The sequence below is a fragment of the Vicingus serpentipes genome (assembly GCF_007993035.1).
In the GTDB taxonomy this organism is placed as follows: domain Bacteria; phylum Bacteroidota; class Bacteroidia; order Flavobacteriales_E; family Vicingaceae; genus Vicingus; species Vicingus serpentipes.
The window spans coordinates 80,672-100,779 of record NZ_VOOS01000005.1; the positions used below are offsets into that span (position 1 = coordinate 80,672).

Annotated in this window: 9 protein-coding genes; 6 read left to right on the plus strand and 3 right to left on the minus strand. The window is 33.6% G+C overall.

The features are described 5' to 3' along the window. Positions 1-146 precede the first annotated feature (146 nt). Together FRY74_RS10820 and FRY74_RS10825 are read right to left on the minus strand one after the other, a co-directional pair. A complete protein-coding gene (locus FRY74_RS10820) occupies positions 147-947 on the minus strand; it encodes a hypothetical protein (protein ID WP_147101454.1) in 801 nt (266 codons plus the stop codon). A 1-nt stretch (position 948) separates the two neighbouring features. Continuing rightward, a complete protein-coding gene (locus FRY74_RS10825) occupies positions 949-1,461 on the minus strand; it encodes a biotin/lipoyl-containing protein (protein WP_147101456.1) in 513 nt (170 codons plus the stop codon). A gap of 95 nt (positions 1,462-1,556) precedes the next feature. Here FRY74_RS10825 and FRY74_RS10830 point away from each other — a divergent pair, with 95 nt between their 5' ends. From FRY74_RS10830 to FRY74_RS10850, 5 genes are all read left to right on the plus strand, one after another. Beyond that, positions 1,557-2,321 carry an alpha/beta fold hydrolase gene (locus FRY74_RS10830; RefSeq protein ID WP_147101459.1) on the plus strand — a complete coding sequence of 255 codons (765 nt, stop codon included), beginning with the start codon at positions 1,557-1,559 and terminating at the stop codon, positions 2,319-2,321. 136 nt (positions 2,322-2,457) lie between these two features. Next, complete coding sequence (locus tag FRY74_RS10835) at positions 2,458-12,738, plus strand: T9SS type B sorting domain-containing protein (protein WP_147101461.1); 10,281 nt, start codon at positions 2,458-2,460, stop codon at positions 12,736-12,738. A 7-nt stretch (positions 12,739-12,745) separates the two neighbouring features. Then, positions 12,746-13,669, plus strand: a complete 924-nt coding sequence (locus FRY74_RS10840) for a PorP/SprF family type IX secretion system membrane protein (protein ID WP_147101464.1) — start codon at positions 12,746-12,748, stop codon at positions 13,667-13,669. A gap of 61 nt (positions 13,670-13,730) precedes the next feature. Further along, positions 13,731-14,219 carry a hypothetical protein gene (locus tag FRY74_RS10845; protein WP_147101467.1) on the plus strand — a complete coding sequence of 163 codons (489 nt, stop codon included), beginning with the start codon at positions 13,731-13,733 and terminating at the stop codon, positions 14,217-14,219. A gap of 88 nt (positions 14,220-14,307) precedes the next feature. Then, a complete protein-coding gene (locus FRY74_RS10850) occupies positions 14,308-14,673 on the plus strand; it encodes a DUF1801 domain-containing protein (protein WP_147101469.1) in 366 nt (121 codons plus the stop codon). Positions 14,674-14,677: 4 nt separating this feature from the next. Here FRY74_RS10850 and FRY74_RS10855 read toward each other — a convergent pair whose 3' ends face one another. Next, positions 14,678-18,136, minus strand: a complete 3,459-nt coding sequence (locus FRY74_RS10855) for a hypothetical protein (protein WP_147101472.1) — start codon at positions 18,134-18,136, stop codon at positions 14,678-14,680. Positions 18,137-18,358: 222 nt separating this feature from the next. Between FRY74_RS10855 and FRY74_RS10860 the strand changes: the two genes are divergently transcribed. Next, positions 18,359-20,095 (plus strand): ABC transporter substrate-binding protein, encoded by a 1,737-nt coding sequence (locus FRY74_RS10860; protein ID WP_147101474.1) that lies wholly within the window; start codon positions 18,359-18,361, stop codon positions 20,093-20,095. Positions 20,096-20,108 lie beyond the last annotated feature (13 nt).

Here is a 20,108-nt window from a genome sequence, read left to right on the forward strand (position 1 = left end):
AAATAAGTTGATTGTTAAAAGTACAACTCCAACTATCATATAAATTATTAACATCCAGACCATTGACTTCAAGTAAAATGGAAATTGATTTGGAAGTCTACTAATCCAAAAATTAAGATAAACAAATAATTTTTTCATCGAAAAAACTAAATTGACTTATTAGTCAAATTAAAAACCCTCTCCCCAGAATCATTAAAAGGCCCATCAACTAAATTTCCATTGTTGTCTATTAACTGAATACGAATAGTATTATCAAACTTAGACAAACCCTCGATTTGATAAGCTGCCCATTTCTCAATTATAAAATTAACTTCATTAATGGTCACTTTTACTTTATTTCCTGTTGCAGAAATTGATGTATTTACCAAATAAAAATCTAAAATAGGATTCTCAGTATTTTCTTGTGGCAAATGAAAAAACAAATGTGGCTGCTTCATGTTAAACAAACTTTCCATATCGCCAATTACCACATTCTTCAACACATTAGCCTTATTGGTTTTAACACTAATTTTATTGGGATAAGTTAAAAAGCTTAAAAACACATTATTTCCATACAAAAACTCCTTTTTAATTTGAGCTTTATCAAAATAATTTAAAGTAAAATTATTTTCGATAGTTGCAATATTATAATCAGATATTCCATCAACCGAATAATCAAGTTCATTAACACCTTCTTTAAATTGTTTGGCATTTAACTTTAATGAAATTTCGCTTGCCGCCTCGGTTTTAAGTTCAGTTAATTTTATTCCATTTTTTTCTAAAACAACTATTTCTTCATCAGCAATAGGCTCTATAATTACAGCATCTTCTTGGTTAATTTTTGGAGCATCAACTTTCACTAAAGTATCATTTGTTTTAGGTTCTTTCTCGCTAGTTTTTGTATCATTTCCACAAGAGAGAAATAAACCAAAAACTAAAAAACAAAGACTAAAAACTGAAAACTTCATTTTATTCAAAATTTAACAATACTTGGTTTTTCTCAACTGCCTCTCCCTTTTTTGCCACTATGCTTTTTATCACTCCATCAGTTGGGGATTTTATCACATTTTCCATTTTCATAGCTTCTAAAATCAACAACGTATCTCCTTTAGCAACAGACTGGCCTACCTCAACATCAATTTCCAAAACTAACCCTGGCATTGGTGCTTTTAAATCAGAAACTTTTGCAGAAGCTAGATTATCCATACCTAAACTATGCAGCAATTCATCAAATTTGTCTTTAATTTGATATTTATATTTAATGCCATTTACCTTTAAAAAAACCTCTTTGGTTTCAGGTTTAAATTTCAACACTTCAATATTATATGACTTATTATCTTTTATTACATGAAAAGTTGTCTCATTTATTTGAGCTACATCCCAGCTAAACTTTTCACCATCAACAACTCCCGAATTGGTAGTTTTATCAAAAGCAACATTAAACTCCGTTTTATTTTCTGCTATAACTTTTAAATCGTCCATTTGTAGTGTTTTTATTTACTTCAAAAATAACCATATTCATTAAAAATTAGAACTTTGATTTTTTATTTTGAAAAAGACTTAAGAATAATAGTAAAATGGAATTGAATTATAAGCGAATAGGTTCTGGTGAATCCTTAATTATTTTACATGGTTTATTTGGTTCTCTTGACAATTGGATGACTCTTGCCAAAATATTAAGTGAAGATTTTGAAGTTTTTATAGTAGACCAGCGAAATCATGGTCAATCTCCTCATAGCAATGAATTTAATTATGACGCTATGGCTGATGATTTATATGAATTTATAAATACTCACCAAATAGTTGATCCAATAATTTTAGGTCACTCTATGGGAGGAAAAACAGCCATGCAGTTTGCAATGAATTACCCTACAAAACTTTCAAAACTAATTGTAGCTGACATCGCTCCAAAATCATATCCTGTTCATCATCGTGGTATTATTGATGGATTATTAAGTTTAAATTTTGATGAAATAAAATCAAGAGGAGAAGCTGATACTATTTTAGCAGCAAGCATTGAAGAGCCTTCTACCCGTCAATTTTTATTGAAAAATTTGTACTGGATAGAAAAATCAAAATTAGCTTGGCGATTCAATTTACCTGTAATTAATAATAATATTGAAACTATTGGCGAAGGTTTACAAAACACATCCGCTTTTGAGAAACCAACTCTCTTTATTCGAGGAGAATTGTCAAATTATATAGTTAATTCTGACTTCAAAAATATTCAAGAAATATTTCCAAATTCCTCAATTAAAACAATTAATAATTCTGGACACTGGGTTCATGCGGAAAAACCCGCAGAGTTTTTAACATTAGTTACTTCATTTTTATTACCTTAGTTGCGTTTATTGCAACTAATAATCACATATATTCGTCAACTATAAGTAGTTAGGCTAAATATTGTCATTTAAAACAGTAACTTATTTGGTATTATTGCCGTAAACGCAACATTGTTTAAAATTAACTTGCACATTAATGAGTTTAAAAAAATACTTTCTTTTTATAATCGCAATTTTATTAGTTAACTTAGGTTTTGCGAACGATTTTTATTGGGTTGGGAATAGTGGAAATTGGAACGATGCATCACATTGGTCAGCATCTAGTGGAGGAAATGGAGGGATAGGTATACCTACTCAATCAGACAATGTAATTTTAGATGAAAACTCATTTAAAAAAAATGGAGAATTAACAATTAATGGTAACGTTTATTGTAATAGCTTCACTTCTTCAACTAAGAAAAACTTAACTATTTCTGCTAACAATTCTGCTAGCCTTAAAATAGGAAAAGATTTTATCGTAAATGAAAAATTCAACAACAACTTTTTAGGGAGAATTATTTTCGTTAACCCTACTCAAATTGCCGATATAAATGCTGGAGATTCTCAGTTTTATGGTGATATTGAATTTAATGGAGCCGGAACTTGGCACTTAAAAAGTAATTTATTTTTACAGGAAACTAATTCCTTAGTTTTTGAAGAAGGAACCCTTCTAGCCAACAATGTTACTATACTTACAGGCTCATTTGAAATTAATAAGAATAAAACCCAAAAATTAGAATTAATCAAGTCTAATTTTCATGCAGTAAACAAGTTCGATTTAAAAAATTCTACCACTTTTGATTTAGTTTCAACTAATTCAAACATATTCATTAATAGACATGCTTCTAAAGCGAACATTAATACTTCAAGTTTAAACAAAAACTTATTTACATTTGGAGAAAGCACTGTAATGAAAACTTGTGGCGACATGGGGTTAGCTGTTACGGCTACTGTTCTATCCGACTACAATTCCTTTGGTGTTTCATGTGATGGTGTTTGTGATGGTATTGCTTATGTTACTATTACTGGAGGTGTTGGCCCATTCGTAGTGAACTGGGTAGGATACGGAACACTTAATGACCCTGACACCTTACAAAACGCTTGTCAAGGTAACGTTGGGGTTGAAGTAACCGATCAAGGTCAAAATCCACCTTTTGGAAGCCAATGTGCTGCTCAAATTTTAATTTCAAATCCTATTGAACTAACTCTAAATGTTATAGGCACAATAGACCCAACATGTTTTGGAGATTGTGATGGAGGTATTGGAACTAGTATTAGCTTTGGTGTTCAACCTTATGATATTGCTTGGTCTGGCCCTGGAATTACCCCAGCCGATACAAACTCATCTATTTTAAACAAATGTAATGGTGCTTACGATCTGACTGTTATAGATGCTAATGGATGTCAAATTGATAGTACTTTTAACATCACTGAACCTCCAAGGGTAACTTTTAATTTAGATAGTATAGGAATAAATTGCTTTGGAGATTGTTCTGGACAAGCACTGGCAACTAATGTCGCTGGAGGTAATGGAACTCCTTATTCTTATCTTTGGGATGACCCTAGCGCTCAAGTTACTCCAACTGCAAGTAACCTTTGTGCTGGATTTGTTTCTGTTACCGTTACTGATCCTCAGAACTGTTCTGCAACAGATAGTATTGAAATTATTGAACCTCTTCCTTTAACATTCAACTCTAGCTTCCAACCAGTATCTTGTGGCGGTCTTTGTGATGGATCTATTACATCTACAGTTACAGGAGGTGGTGTTGGACCTTATACTCACCATTGGAGTAATGGAACTATTGATGTTGGTGCCTCATCAACAATTGGTTCGTTATGCTTTGGGACATATACCGATTCAATTGTAGATGCAAATGGTTGTGATACTGTTTTTACTTTTACTATAATTGAACCTACTCCTTTAATTACTTCTACAAATTTTAGTGATGTTAATTGTTTTAGTGCTTGCGATGGATTTGCTGTAACTAATACTTCTGGAGGTAATACTCCTTACAGTTATGTTTGGTCATCAATTCCTGCTGGTCAAGTAAATACTGGACAAGGAACTGATTCAATTTCTGGCTTATGCCCTGGTCAATACATAGTTGACATCACTGATTTTAAAAATTGTACTGTTTCTGATACCGTTACAATTACAGAACCTGATTTACTTGTTGTAAACCCAAGTTCAACTGACATTTCCTGCCCTGGATTTTGTAATGGAACAGGAACTGCTGCACCAACAGGAGGAACAACGCCTTATACTTATAATTGGACAACAGTCCCTCCTCAAAATACACAAGGGGTTAATAGTTTATGTCCTGGTACATATTTCATAACAGTTACTGATTCAAACTTATGTGTAAGCACAGATAGTATTGTAATTGTTGAACCTATACCAATGGTTCTAACTATGAATAGTACTGACATGAGTTGTAATGGCGTATGTGATGGTACAGCAGATGTTGGAGTCGCTGGAGGAGTAACACCTTATACTTATGTATGGTCATCAGTTCCAGCTGGTCAAGTTACTACTGGGCAAGGTACTAATGCTATTTCAAATTTATGTGACGGAACTTATACCGTAACCGTTACCGACAGTAATAATTGTACTATTAATAATAATACAGTTGTTATTGAACCAAACCCTATTACTGTAAATTTAACAACTGTTGATCTATCTTGTAATGGAGTTTGTAATGGTTCTGCAAGTGTTTCTCCTAGTGGTGGTAATTCTCCATACACTGTATCTTGGAATGGAGGACCTTTTACTGCTGTAACATCAATTTCTGGATTGTGTGCAGGCCCACAAATTGTTGATGTTAGAGATAATAACGGATGTATTGAAACTGTCAACTTTGATATTAATGAACCAACTTTACTAACAACAACTACATCAGGAACAGATTTACTTTGTAATAGCGTTTGCTCTGGAACTGCAAATACAGCTCCAATTGGTGGTACTGCTCCATATAATTATACATGGACTGGGCCTGGAGCTCCATTTACAAACACTCCTTCCCTTACCAATTTATGTGCTGGCACTTACTACATTACAATTACTGATGATTCCTTATGTACTGTTTTAGATTCTATTATCATTACTGAACCTCTTCCAATAGACGCAAACGCACAATCAACTGACATGAGTTGTAATGGTGTGTGTGATGGAACGGCTATTTCGTTGCCAATTGGAGGTACTGCTCCTTATAATTTTTCATGGTCTCCAGGCGGAGCTAACTCTCAATCCTTATCCAACTTATGTAATGGTCAATTCATTGTTACAGTTACAGACTTCAATAATTGTATAGATTTAGATACTGTTATTGTTGATAACCCTCCACTTTTAACAGTAAACGCAACTAGTATTAATGCAAGTTGTGGTGCTATCTGTGATGGTACAGCTTTAGCTACTCCAAATGGAGGGACATCACCATACTCATACCTATGGAGCAATTCTGACACAACACAATCATCTGGTAATTTATGTTCTGGATCATATGATGTAACTATTACTGATGCTGCAGGATGTACAGCTAATGACAACGTTGTAATTGACAATTTAATTATAATTAACATTACTACTAATTCAATTGGAATAAGTTGTAACGGCTTATGTGACGGAGAAGCTACTGCTAACCCTTCTGGAGGAGCAACCCCATATCAGTTTAGCTGGAATACAGTGCCTGCACAAAACAATCAAACTGCAACAGGTCTTTGCCCCGGAAATTATGAAGTTACAGTTACAGATTTAAATGGTTGTGCATCAACAGAAACTGTTAACATGCCTATTGACCCGTCAGTATTAGTTCCTAATGGAATAGCCACAAACGTTTCTTGTAATGGAGATTGTGATGGTACTTTGGCTTCGGCACCAACTGGTGGTGTACCTCCATATACTATTGTTTGGTCGGTTGCCGACACAAACAATGTCTGCCCTGGAACTTATACCGTTACAGTTACAGACTTTAATAATTGTTCTCAAACCGATACTTTAAGAGTAAATGAACCAGATTCAATTAGTACTAATCCCTCTATTTCACATGTAACTTGTAATGGAAATTGTAATGGAACTATTACTTTAAATGCAACTGGTGGGACAGGAACTTTATCATACCTATGGGCACATGACAGTTCTACAAATCCAGACCTAACAGGTTTATGTGCGGGAAATTATTCCGTAACTATTACTGATTCAACAAATTGTTCAAGAGTTTTTGATTTTACTATTACAGAACCTTCTGCTTTAACTGCGACCCCTTTAAGTACAGACGTTAGTTGTTTTGGGGGTAGCAATGGTACTGCTTCTGTTCTGGTAGGCGGAGGAACAACTCCTTACACCTATTTTTGGTCTCCAGGAGGTCAAAACACTGATACTATATTTGGACTTTCACCTAACACCTATACTGTTACAATTACAGACAGTAACAACTGTATTATCAATCAAAATGTTGTTGTTGATCAACCAAATCAACTACTTGCAAACCTAACAGGAACAACAATAGCATGTAATGGAAATTGTGATGGAACAGCTATCGCAACTCCATCTGGCGGTACTTCCCCATACGATTACAACTGGACATTTAATGGAGCTTCAACTCCTTCTATTGGGCTACTATGCGTAGGAACTTATACTGTTGAAATAACTGATGATAATGGCTGTACTGTTACTGACAGTTATGATGTAACTTCTCCTGCTATGTTAGCTGTAACTCTTGACAGCACTAATATAACATGTAATGGCAGCGATAATGGGACAGGTACAGTCACTCCAAATGGAGGAACTCCTCCATATACTTATCTTTGGGTTACAAGCAATCAAAACACTCCAACTGCAACTAATTTAACTCCTGGCATTCATACCGTTACAGTTACTGATTCTTTGGGCTGTTTCTTTACAGGTTCTATAAACATTCAAGAACCAGCAATTATTAGCACAAATGAAACTGTAACTGACGCAAATTGTGGTTTTAATGATGGAGTTATTAGTACTAATCCTTCAGGGGGTACTCCTCCTTATACTCACTCATGGTCAAGTGGGCAATCATCTCCTACAATAAGCAACTTAGGGGTAGGTTTTTACACAGATACAATTACAGATTTTAATGGATGTTCTGAAGTTTTCACTTTCGCAATAAGCAATCCAACTGGACCAACTGGAGTTACTGCCACAGTTAATGATGCTTCTTGTTTTGGCTCTTGTGATGGGAATGCAAATGTTATACCTATTGGAGGTACTCCAACTTATGGATACTTATGGTCTGGAGGCGAAGTTGATTCTACAATAACTGGTCAGTGCGCTGGAACTTATAGTTTAACTATAACTGACGCTTTAAATTGTGTATTAAACACCTTTGTAGTTATAGGAGAAGCTGACAGTATAACAGCAAACTTATTAACTACTAATACTAGCTGTAATTCATCTTGTGATGGAACTGCAAGTGTCACTCCAAGTGGAGGAACTGCTCCTTATGATTATTTATGGTCTAATGGTTCTACAAGTTCTTCAGCTTCTGGATTATGTGCTGGACCAGCTAGCGTAATTATTACAGACCATAATGGTTGTAGTAAAACAATAAACTTTGATATTACAAGTCCAAACACTATAGTATTAGCAACATCATTTACAGATGCTTTATGTAATGCTTCCTGCGATGGAACAGCAACAGCAATTGTTTCTGATGGAACTGCACCTTATAACTACTTATGGGATGATGGTTTATCACAAACTACTCCAACAGCTACCGGATTATGTTCCGGAAATTACAATGTAATTGTTACTGATAATAATGGATGTTCTGCGAATGCTTCAGTATTTATAGACGAACCTTCTTTAATAAGCCCAAATGAAGTTATAACTGATGCGACTTGTGGTGCAAATGATGGAAGTGCAATCCTTACTCCATCAGGAGGAACTTCAGGTTATACTTATGTATGGAGTAATGGACCTACAACACCTAATGTAGGTGGTTTAAGCGCAGGCACTTACACAGTTGATATTACTGATGCCAACAACTGTACACAATCATTCCCTATTGCAATTAGCAATGTAAATGGACCAACTATAAATACTACTCAAAATAATGCTTCATGTAATGGTGTTTGTGATGGAGATGCTAATGTTTCTATAAATTCTGGAACTCCTAATTATGATATCTTATGGACTCCAGGTAACCAAACAACATCTTCAATAACTGGTTTATGTGCTGGTAATTACACTGTTGAAGTTACAGACGGTTTAGGATGTATTACAACTCAACCTATAACAATTAGTGACAACACTTTAATTACATCAACTATCACAACTATAGATGCTACTTGTAATGGTTCTTGTAATGGTTCAGCATTAGTAGTTCCTTCAGGTGGAGTTCCTCCATACCAATACAATTGGAGTACTGGCCATACTACTAATGGTGTTGGAGGATTATGTGCTGGTAATTATTCCGTAACAATAACTGATGATCTAGGTTGTTCTATTACTGAAAATATTAATATCTCTGAATCTAGTTTATTAAATATAACTCCATCAGTTATTGACGCAAACTGTAATGGAGGGTGCGATGGTGAAGCATTAGTTAGTGTAACGGGCGGAACCGCTCCTTTCAACTATACTTGGTCGAATGGAGCAAGTACCCCTAATATTGTTGGGTTGTGTGCTGGTAATTATGATGTCATTGTTACTGATATTAATGGTTGTTTGGGTACTCGTTCTTTAACTGTTGGTCAAGGAACAGCGATTACAGCTACAATTACAAGTAATGATGCTACTTGTGGAATTTGTGATGGTGATGCCACAGTTTCTCCAGCTGGAGGATCAGGAGCTCCTTATGATATTTTATGGTTGCCATCTGGACAAAACACTCCTAATGCAACAAACTTATGTCCAGGAGCATATAGCGTAGAAATAACAGATAATGTAGGTTGTTCAGAAACTGTAAACGTGTTGATAAGCAACCCAAATGGTCCTGATATTACTACCGAGGCAGATAGTGTTTCATGTTTTGGAACATGTGATGGAAATACTTGGACAACTATAAATTCAGGTACTGCCCCATACATCTATCAATGGGATGATATATTATTACAATCAAATGATACCGCTAACAGCTTATGTGGAGGTTTATATAATGTTGTCGTTCAAGATGCTAATGGTTGTATCTCTGTAGATTCTTCTAGAGTATTTGAGCCAGAAGAAATTTTAGCAAACATTACTTCTACACCTATAAACTGTATTGGAAATTCAGACGGAACTGCAACAGCAAATCCAACGGGTGGAATTGGAAATTATCAATATACATGGAATACTATACCTGTTCAAAATTCACAAACAGCTACAGGCTTAGCAGTTGGAACTTATACCGTAACCATTACTGATGACAATAACTGTTCAATAATAGATAGTGTTACTATTACTTCTCCAACCTTAATAGATATAACAATTAGCGCAACAAGTGCAACTTGTAATGGAGATTGTGATGGGACAGCATTAGCTACGGCATCAGGGGGCAATCCTCCATACCTTTATACTTGGGATGATGCTTTAACTCAACAAAACTCATTAGCTGCAGGTTTATGCTCTAGTTTATATACAGTTACCGTTTCAGATAATAACGGCTGTACAGTAACAGATACTGTTACGGTTCCTAATCCAACTACACTGTCGACTTCTTCAGTTCAGACTCCTGTTAATTGTTCTGGAAATTGCGATGGAACAATTACAACTAATCCAGTTGGTGGTGTAGCTCCTTACAATTTTGTATGGAGTGATGGCCAAACTTCACAAACAGCTACAGGATTATGTGCTGGAACTTACAATGTAGTAGTCATAGATGCAAACAATTGTACAACTTCTGATACAATCATTTTAACTGATCCTTCAACTATAAATGATAGTACAACTATTAATGGACCTACTTGTGGTTTATGTGATGGCGATGCAACAGCAAATCCAGTTGGAGGCGTTGGCCCTTATACCTATTTATGGGGAGATGGACAAACAACACAAACAGCTGTTGGGTTATGTGCTTCAATCATTACTTTAGAAATTACAGACCAAGGTACTGGTTGTGTTTATAATTTTAATGTAATAGTAAATAATATTACCGGGCCAAACACAACAATAACTAGTATAGATGAAACTTGTACATCTGCATGTAATGGTTCTGCAACTGTTAGTGCAAGTGGAGGTTTAGCTCCATATTCTTATACTTGGAATACATCTCCAGTACAAACAGATTCAACAGCAATTGGGTTATGTACAGGAAGCTACAATGTAACTATTGAAGATGCTCAAGGTTGTATCTCAATTGATACTGTTACAATTGGAACTAATGGATTGAATTTATCTATTACCAATGTAACACCTGAGAGTTGCTATGAAAACTGTGATGGTGAAGCGACTGTAGTTGTAGGTTCTGGAACTTCTCCATTTGTTTATCAATGGACGCCTACAAGTCAATCAAACCCAACAGCAACTGGATTATGTGTTGGGACTTATCTTGTAACTGTTACGGATAATTTAATTTGTTCTGATTCTATTAGTACAAACATTACTGGACCAGACTCAATAAGTGTTTCTATTATTACAAATACACCTATTGGTTGTAACGGAGTTTGCGATGGACAAATTACGGCTTCAGTAACTGGAGGTTCTTTACCTTATCAATATACTTGGGATAATGGAGAAACAACTCAAACCATTTCTAACTTATGTGCAGGAACTTACGTTGTAACGATAACTGATGCTAACGGTTGTACCAATTCAGCAACAGTAACTTTAACTGAACCTAATCCTATCGTGGCTAACGAAAGTTTAGTTCTTCCTTCATGTAATCAATGTAATGGAAGTATCAGTTTAGCTCCAAGTGGAGGAATTGGACCTTATTCGTTTGTTTGGTCTAATGGTCAAAGTACAAATCCAATTATTAACTTATGTGCCGGTGCTTACACAGTAACAATAACAGATAATGCAACTGGATGTTCGACTATTGCTCCAATTGCTTTAAGCAATAGTAATGCACCTCAAACAAATGTAACAGCAACACCAATTAGTTGTAATAATGTTTGCGATGGTGAATTAACATCTACTCCAACTGGAGGAACAGCTCCTTATAACTATTTATGGAATCCAACAGGACAAACAACTCCAACGGCAACTGGGCTATGTACTGGTATTTACACTTTAGAAGTAACTGATGATTTAGGTTGTATTGGTGTCTCAATAGATACTTTAGCAGAACCTCAAACTTTTACTGCTAACATTACTGCTGATGACATTTCATGTAACGGATTATGTGATGGGTGGGCAGTAGTAAATCCTATTGGAGGAACTACTCCATATCAAACAGCAGTTTGGACTCCTGGCAGTATGGCAATAGATTCTATTACTAATTTATGTGCAGGTACTTATTTTGTATCTGTTGCAGATGCAAATGGATGTAATGCAATTGATAGTGTTACAATTTCAGAACCTACAGCAATAACTATTAGCTCTACTTCAGTAGATGTAACTTGTAGTGCTAATTGTGATGGAAGTGCAAATGTTAATCCTTCGGGAGGAATTGGTCCTTACTTATATTCTTGGTCACCAGGTGGGCAAACTACAAGTAATCCAACAGATTTATGTTTAGGATTGAACACTGTAACAGTGACTGATCAAAACGGCTGTACAATGATAGACGTGATAACTACAGCTGCTACAGACACAATTGATGCACAAACAGAAGTAGATTTTAATGCTTGTATTGGAGCTCCTTTCAACTTAAATGGAATTACTACAGGAAATGTAAATTCTGTTGAATGGTTTGCTATTCCAGGAATGATTTCTATTGGAACTTCTGACACTGTAATAGTTAACCCAACTACTACAGGAGCATTCCAATACGTATTTGAAGCAAGCGGTGCTTGTAATGATTTTGACACAATTACAGTAACTATAGAAGCTTTACCAATAATTGATGCGGGTCTTAATGTCACAATTATTGAAGAAACTAGTACTGTATTAAATGCAACTGGAGGAGTTACTTATACTTGGTCTCCTTCTGCTGGATTAAGCGATTCTACAATTTCTAATCCAACAGCAACACCTCTAGTTACCACTACTTATTATGTAACAGGCACTAGCATTAATGGTTGTATTGCAACAGATAGTGTAACGGTAACAGTTATTCCAACTATTCAATTCCCTGATGGTATCACACCAAACGGAGATGGTAAAAATGATACTTGGGTAATTGATTACATCGACCAATATCAAGATGCAGTTGTAGAAATTTATAATCGATGGGGTGAATTGTTATTCCACTCTGATGATTACCAAAACGATTGGGATGGAACTTATAATGGAGAAAATTTACCTATTGGAACTTACTACTACATTATAGATTTAAAAGATGGTAAAACTGAAGCATTTACTGGTCCATTAACAGTATTAAGATAATTTGAACATGAGAAAAATACTTTTAATATCATTTTTATTACTAAGTGGAGGATTGTTGTTTTCTCAACAACTTCCTCACTTTAGTCAATATTATTTAAATGATTTTTTAATAAATCCGGCTATCGCTGGTACTCGCCCTTATTTTGAAGGTAAATCGGCACACCGATACCAATGGGAAGGAATTACAGATGCCCCTAGAACTTATACACTAAGTGCTCATGGGCCAACCAAAAATCAAAAAATGGGGTTGGGAGGTTATTTATTTACCGACAATGTTGGACCTACTAGAAGAACTGGCTTTAATTTAGCTTATGCCTACCACTTAAAAATAAATCAAAAATTAAACTTATCGTTAGGTTTATCTGCAGGTATTTTACAATTTATGATTGATGGCTCTAAAATTACCTTACGTGAGGAAGATGACGACATCATTACGAATGGCGTGCAATCTACCTTAATACCAGATGCTGGTTTTGGTTTGTATTTATACCACGAAAAATATTACTTCGGTTTTTCTGCACCACAACTATTAAACAATAAGATTAACTTTTTTGAAGATGGTAGAAACCCAACTGGAACTTTACCAAGTCACTTTTTTGCAACAGCAGGTTATAACTTACAATTAAATGAGGATTTCACCTTGCAACCTTCTGTTTTTGTAAAATATGTAAAACCAGCACCTATTCAGTTTGAAGGAACATTAAAAGTATTATACAAAAACAAATTGTGGTTAGCGGGTACTTACCGTGATAAAGATGCAATAACAGCTTCGTTAGGATACTTAATAAACGATAGTTTTACTGTTGCCTATGCTTATGATTTTACAACCACCAATCTAAGGAACTATAGCAATGGTACGCACGAGTTGTTAGTAGGTATTCGTTTTTACAGTTTTGCTCCTAAAAAAGATTCTGAAGCTTCTTTTGAGTAAATCTATAGTGCGAATATGTACACTGGTGTACATATTCGGATGTTAGCACCAATTAAAAGAAATGGAAATAATATTTAAACATACTTGGATAATGTTCATTGCAGTAACTATTGCAAACGGACTAATTCTAAAATATCGCTCAAAGAAATATATCCTTCAAAACCCTGAATTAAAAGAAGGCTATGACAAATATTTCAAGGGATGGATGATTTTCGGAAATATTCCTTGGGTTATTATGATGATTGGAAATCTGAGTGGAATAACACAAAACACTTTTGAATACTTTAATCCAAAAGCTATGAATACAATGGTATTAATATTTCACTTTTCAATAATCGTGCTTTGGGTGCTAAGTGTGAGATGGATTTATTTTAAAAATGGTGCTGAGTTTATTGAAACACATCCTGGACTATTTCAAAAATCGATTTTTAGTGGAAATACGAATTTGACTGCAAAACAGGTTAAGCTATTTTTTCCATTAATGCTTTTGGGAGGAATAGCAGGAATGATTATGATGTGGGTAATGGATATTCCAAGTCCACAGTTTTAAAAATAAAAAAAGGTGCTAACACTGTATATGAAATCATAGCCGCCTATCGGCAGGCTACGCTTCATATACTAAACGTTAACAATTCCTAATGAACGAACAAGACCATTTTTACCTTGATAAAGAAGAACCAAACAAGGGTTGTTTAATTACATTAAGAAACATCATTTTACAACAAGACGAAAACATTACTACTACTAAAAAATACGGCATGCCTTGTTTTTGTTATAAAAATAAAATGTTTTGCTACTTATGGGTAGATAAAAAAACGAATGAACCCTATATACTATTTGTAGAGGGACAAAACATCAATCATCCTAAGTTAGAAACTGGCATTCGCAACCGAATGAAGATACTTCGGGTAAACCCTAACAAAGACATTCCAATTGAAACAGTTACAAGCTTATTAAATACTGCTCTAGATTTATACCGGAAAGGAGTAATAAAAGTGAGCTAATTTTTTAGAAAAACGCTCTTACCTGCACTCCTCCAATATGTATTATTTTAGCGTCATTCGATTTTCGCCCATTATAATTTAAACTTAATTGCATATGTTTCGATAGATTTTGTTGAAACACCAATTCCCATGTGGTATTTGAACCTTGCTGCAAGCCTTCTAGCATTTCATAATTTAAGCTCTCGTTATTTATTATGCTCTTGTATTTATTTTCAATAAAATTAATACTAAACAAAAAACTTCCTTTTGATGCAATATTATATCGAAACTCGCCTCCTACTTTGTTTGCTTTTAATTCTTGCCCCCCTAAAAATTCATCATTGTATTTCTCTTTGTATTTATACAAAATCGTAATTCGAAATTTTACATTTGGTTGTATTACCAATTTGGGTTCCGCTTCATAATTTGTTAAATAGTAATTTTGATTGGTAAAAAATTGCGATTTATTGTTTTTTACTCCATTAGCTAAGGTTGTATTAAAGGTTATTATTCGAGTCAAATTCCACCTAACTTTTAGCGTTCTAATAAAATATCTTCTCGACTCTTTTCCATTAGTTAACAAAGATTTATCTTGATTATCTTGATAAGTAAAGTCGGCACTCCAATTGGTATTTGTTCGATTAAAATAAATGGTATTTAAAAATCCTAAATTAAGGGTAACCAAACTACTATCATCTACACTTCCTATAAAAGGATTGTAATAATCTGTTTTATCAGATACTTTACGAGCTACTCTGTAATTAGTACGGTTTGAAAAACGCGACAAAAACTTTTTAACACCCTTGCCTGTTCCCCATTGTGTTTCCGGATTTAAAAACAACCCTTGATTAAAATCGTTGGTGTAAGTTCTTACGTAATCGTTAGTTGGTGTAAATATTTTAATAAAATTAGCTTGATCCTGAAATGCCGCAACTTCAAATTCATTTAAATCATTAACTCCATTTCCATTTAAGTCTCCTAAATAGGCATGTGTACCTTGCCCTGGCTGAACCTCTGCATAAGAAAATTCTCTTTTTACCTCAAGCCCAGAGCCAACTTGATAATAAGTATTTAATGTAATTGCACTTTTTAGCAACTTCCCTACATATTCTAATCTTGATAAAACATTTTCATCAGGCTGAATTGCAGATAAAGTAGGCTCGAGAATTTCTAATTTACGATAAGTAAACTTTGTTCTTAATATATGATTTTTGTTTTTCAACCAATCATACCCAATGGCAACATCTTCTGCTTTTGTAGTTGGTATTAGTTGATTAATCAGCGGAACATTATCAGTTCGCTGCTGGTAGCTCAACGTGTATTTGTTAATAGAAGTATCCGCATTTTGTAAAAACGATTTCCAAACTAAAAACTGATAACTATTTGCTTTTAAGGTATCTGATAAATTGACCAAAAATTTATTTTGCTCAAACTCTTCTTCTGCACCTAATACAAACCAACCTAAATTTTGAGTTAATCTTAACTTATTTCTAAAAAACCTTGTGTTTTGTAATCCATCAGTATATAAAAAGCTACCACTACCAATAGCATTAAACCCATTTAGGTTATAATTAAAATTCACATTATTTTTAACTCCTTTATATTCATTAATATTTTGTAAAACATCAATTTGATAAACTAGACTTGCTTTTTTTTCTTTTTCAATTCCTAAATGAACTTGCCCTAAATGCTGGTCAGAAAACAAAGTTAAATTAGATGTGTTCCAATCTCGTTGAAATTCAATATTTCTGAACGGACCAAGAAAATTAAAATCCTTATCAACAAATTCATAACCTCCACCAACAAGCATTTGCCAACCTTTTTCTTGAGTATTATCTATGCTAACTTTATTAATAGAGTTTACCTTAAAAGCATAACCGATGTTATCTTCACCATCTAATGTAGAAAATGTGTTTTTATCATAATTTGATAATGCTCCTTCCCAACTAATAATTGATTTATCAGAAAACTTATACGATCCACCCAAAGTGGTTACTTGTAATTTTTTAGGGCTAATCAATAAAATAACAGGTTCAAAATTTCCTTGAGGAATACCGCCAACAGGAGCAACCCACTCATATACTTTTCCATTAGCTGAACTCTGTATTTGGACATAATTTCCATTATTAGCTCCTACTTGAGAAAAACCTAATTGATAAATTGCAGAATCAGGATTTGTTGAATACACAAAAACAGAATCATACCCTAAAGTATCTATCATTTGATAGAGTACTTTGTTTTCAGAAAATTCTACAGCAGTAAAATTTGGTACTACAGCTTTTTGCAAACTATCTCCAACATTAGCTAAAACTAACTTTTGCTCATTTGTTAAATCCTGTTGTAGAGGTTGGTCTTTTAAATCTTGTTCTGAATAAATATTGAAATCCAGTTTTAATTTTTCACTCTCATATTCAGTATTAAAATGATAAATCGTACGTGAATAATTCCTGTCCGAATATTCAAAAGTTACAACTATCCTTTTATCTTTTGTAATTAAAAAATTAGCTGTAAAAGTTATCTCAGAAGTATTGTAATCAATTACATAATCAAACTCATTACCTCTCTTTAATAATTGACCATCAACAAAAACTTGTTCTGTACCAGATAGCACTACTATAAAAGTTTCGTTATCATTCCCTTTTAATCGATATGGCCCCTGATTCCCTTCTATTCCAACAAACTGATTTCTTGCAAATTTTCCTTTTGCAATTGCTGCACTAATATAGGGTGTTAATATTCTGTTTTCATTTTTTTTACTTGGCTGTAACGCAATTTCAAAACTTCCTCCTTTTGCTTTCTTATTGTAATTTAAAAAATAACTCTTAGGTTGCTTCATAAAAAAATCTCCCGCAGTAAGCCTCCATTGATCATTAAATAATTGAATAAAAACGTTGTCAAAATCTTGTAATTGTTGCGTGTTCCCTTCTGCTTGAATAGGTATATTTTCATCTGATATTGAGGCTAGAATGCTAATATCATTGGTAACTTTTCCTGACAACTGAAGATTTAAGCTGGAATTTACGGCCAAATCTTGGTTATTTCCAAAAGTTACTCCACGAGAAATACTTCCACTTTTATTTAATCCATTTAAATAAAAAACATCCTCAGTCGCTGGAACATACTCAAATAAAAATGGGTTTTTAGATACCGGATCATACCGTTCTATTTGACCTATTTTTTTATGTTCATAGGATGTTGAAAAGGAAACTGGTAAAACTCGATAAGAAATTTTAACCTTTTTATTTAAAATTGAAGGATTTTTAACACGTAAAATTGATGCCCCATAATCTATTTCATAAAACGAATTATTAATTAAAACATCATCTAAATAAAGTAATTCAGACTGAGGAACAATTGCTAAACTATCTAAAAAAACTGAATCTGAAGATAAGGAAATAATAGCAACCTTAAAATTACTTAAAGATTGGGCTTCAATAAGATATGGTGATAAAAGAACAAATAATATGTAAATAAATTTCTTCAAATAATAAGGTTGAAACTCATAAAGTCGTTCATCTGTAAAAATACCATTTGTGGCCTTTAGAAAAGGTTATTAATAAACATTTTACTGGTTAATATAAAATTCTCAAAAATAGATAAACGCATTTCATCTAAAAAAAATTAGAGTTTATCTAAGTTTGTTTAAATTATTATAAGGTATTAATTATATTTGTGTTTCTTTGAAAAGAAGTTTATATTAGACATTATGAAAAAATTAATTTATTTATTGATAGGTGCTGCAGTAATTTTAACAAGTTGTGGCGGTAATGAGAACACTAAAAAAGATGATGCTAAGGTAGCAAAAGGTAGTGTTAAATACGGTGGTGTTTTCAAATTAAACGAAACTGAAGACTTTCGAAGTTTATATCCTTTAAACATTACAGAGGTAGTTGCACATAGAATTACCAATCAAGTTTATCAAGGTTTATTAAAACTTAACCAAGAAGATTTGACTGTTCTACCATCTTTAGCTGAGAAATGGGAAATAAATGAAGATGCTACTACATTTACTTTTCATCTTAGAAAAGGCGTTAAATTTCATGATAATCAATGTTTTACTGATGGAAAAGGAAGAGAACTTAATGCTAACGATGTAAAATATTGTTTTGAAAAAGCATGTGAAAGCTCTCCTGAAAATCAAATGTTCCCATTTTTTAAAGATAGACTTAAAGGAGCAAATGAGTATTATGAGTCAACAATTAATAAAACTCCTTTAGCTGGAGGTATAGAAGGCATAAAAGTAATAGATGATTACACTATTGAATTTAACTTAAACTATTCATTTGCAGGATTTTTAAAAATACTTAGCCACCCTGCATGTTGGGTTTATCCAAAAGAAGCTTTTGATATGTATGGAATTGACATGAGAAAAAATTGTGTCGGAACAGGTCCTTTTAGAGTAAAAACTATAAAAGAATCAGAAACTGTTATTCTTGAAAGAAATCCTGATTACTGGGAAAATGATCAATATGGAAACCAATTACCTTATCTAGATGGAATTAAATTTTCATTCATTAAAGAAAAGAAAGCTGAATTACTTGAATTTAGAAAAGGTAATTTAGATATGGTTTATCGTTTGCCTCTTGAAATGATAAAAGATGTTGTTGGTGAATTAGAAGATGCTAAAAAAGGCGGAAATAAGCCTTATGTAATGCAAGTTGTTCCTGCTATGAGTGTTGTTTATCTTGGTATGCAACATAAACTTCCTCCTTTTGACAATGTTGATGTTCGAAAAGCTTTTAACTATGCAATTGACAAAAATTCAATTGTAACATATACGTTACAAGGAGATGGAAGACCTGGAGTTCATGGATTTGTACCTCCTTTTAAAGGTTATGACTACGAAAGCATAGAAGGTTATGTCTTTAACCCTGAAAAAGCTAAAGAGCACTTTAAAAAGGCTGGGTATGAAAATGGTAAAGGATTCCCTGAAATTACATTACAAATTAACTCTGGTGGTGGAGATAGAAATGTTCAAATTGCAGAAGTTGTTCAAAAAATGTTAAGTGAAAATTTAGGTGTTAAAATTAATATTGAGCAGCTACAATTTCCTCAGCACTTAGACAACTTAGAGACAGGGAAAGCATTATTTTGGAGATCAGCATGGATAGCTGATTACCCAGATCCTGAAAACTTCTTAAGTTTACTATATGGTAAAAATGTACCTGAAGATATGTCTACAAATTCTTATTTAAATTCTGTTAGATATCAAAGTGAAGCATTTGACGCTAAATTTAATGAAGCTTTAAGAGAAGTTGACGAGGCAAAGCGTTACGAATTGTACAAACAAGCTGATCAGATAGCAGTTGATGATGCAGCGACTTTACCTATTTTCTATGATGAAAATACACGTTTAATTCAAGTATATGTAAAGAACTTCCCTTCAAATGCAATGGAATATAGAGACATGACTGCTGTATATTTTGATAAAGACGAAGAGTAATTAAACATTATAT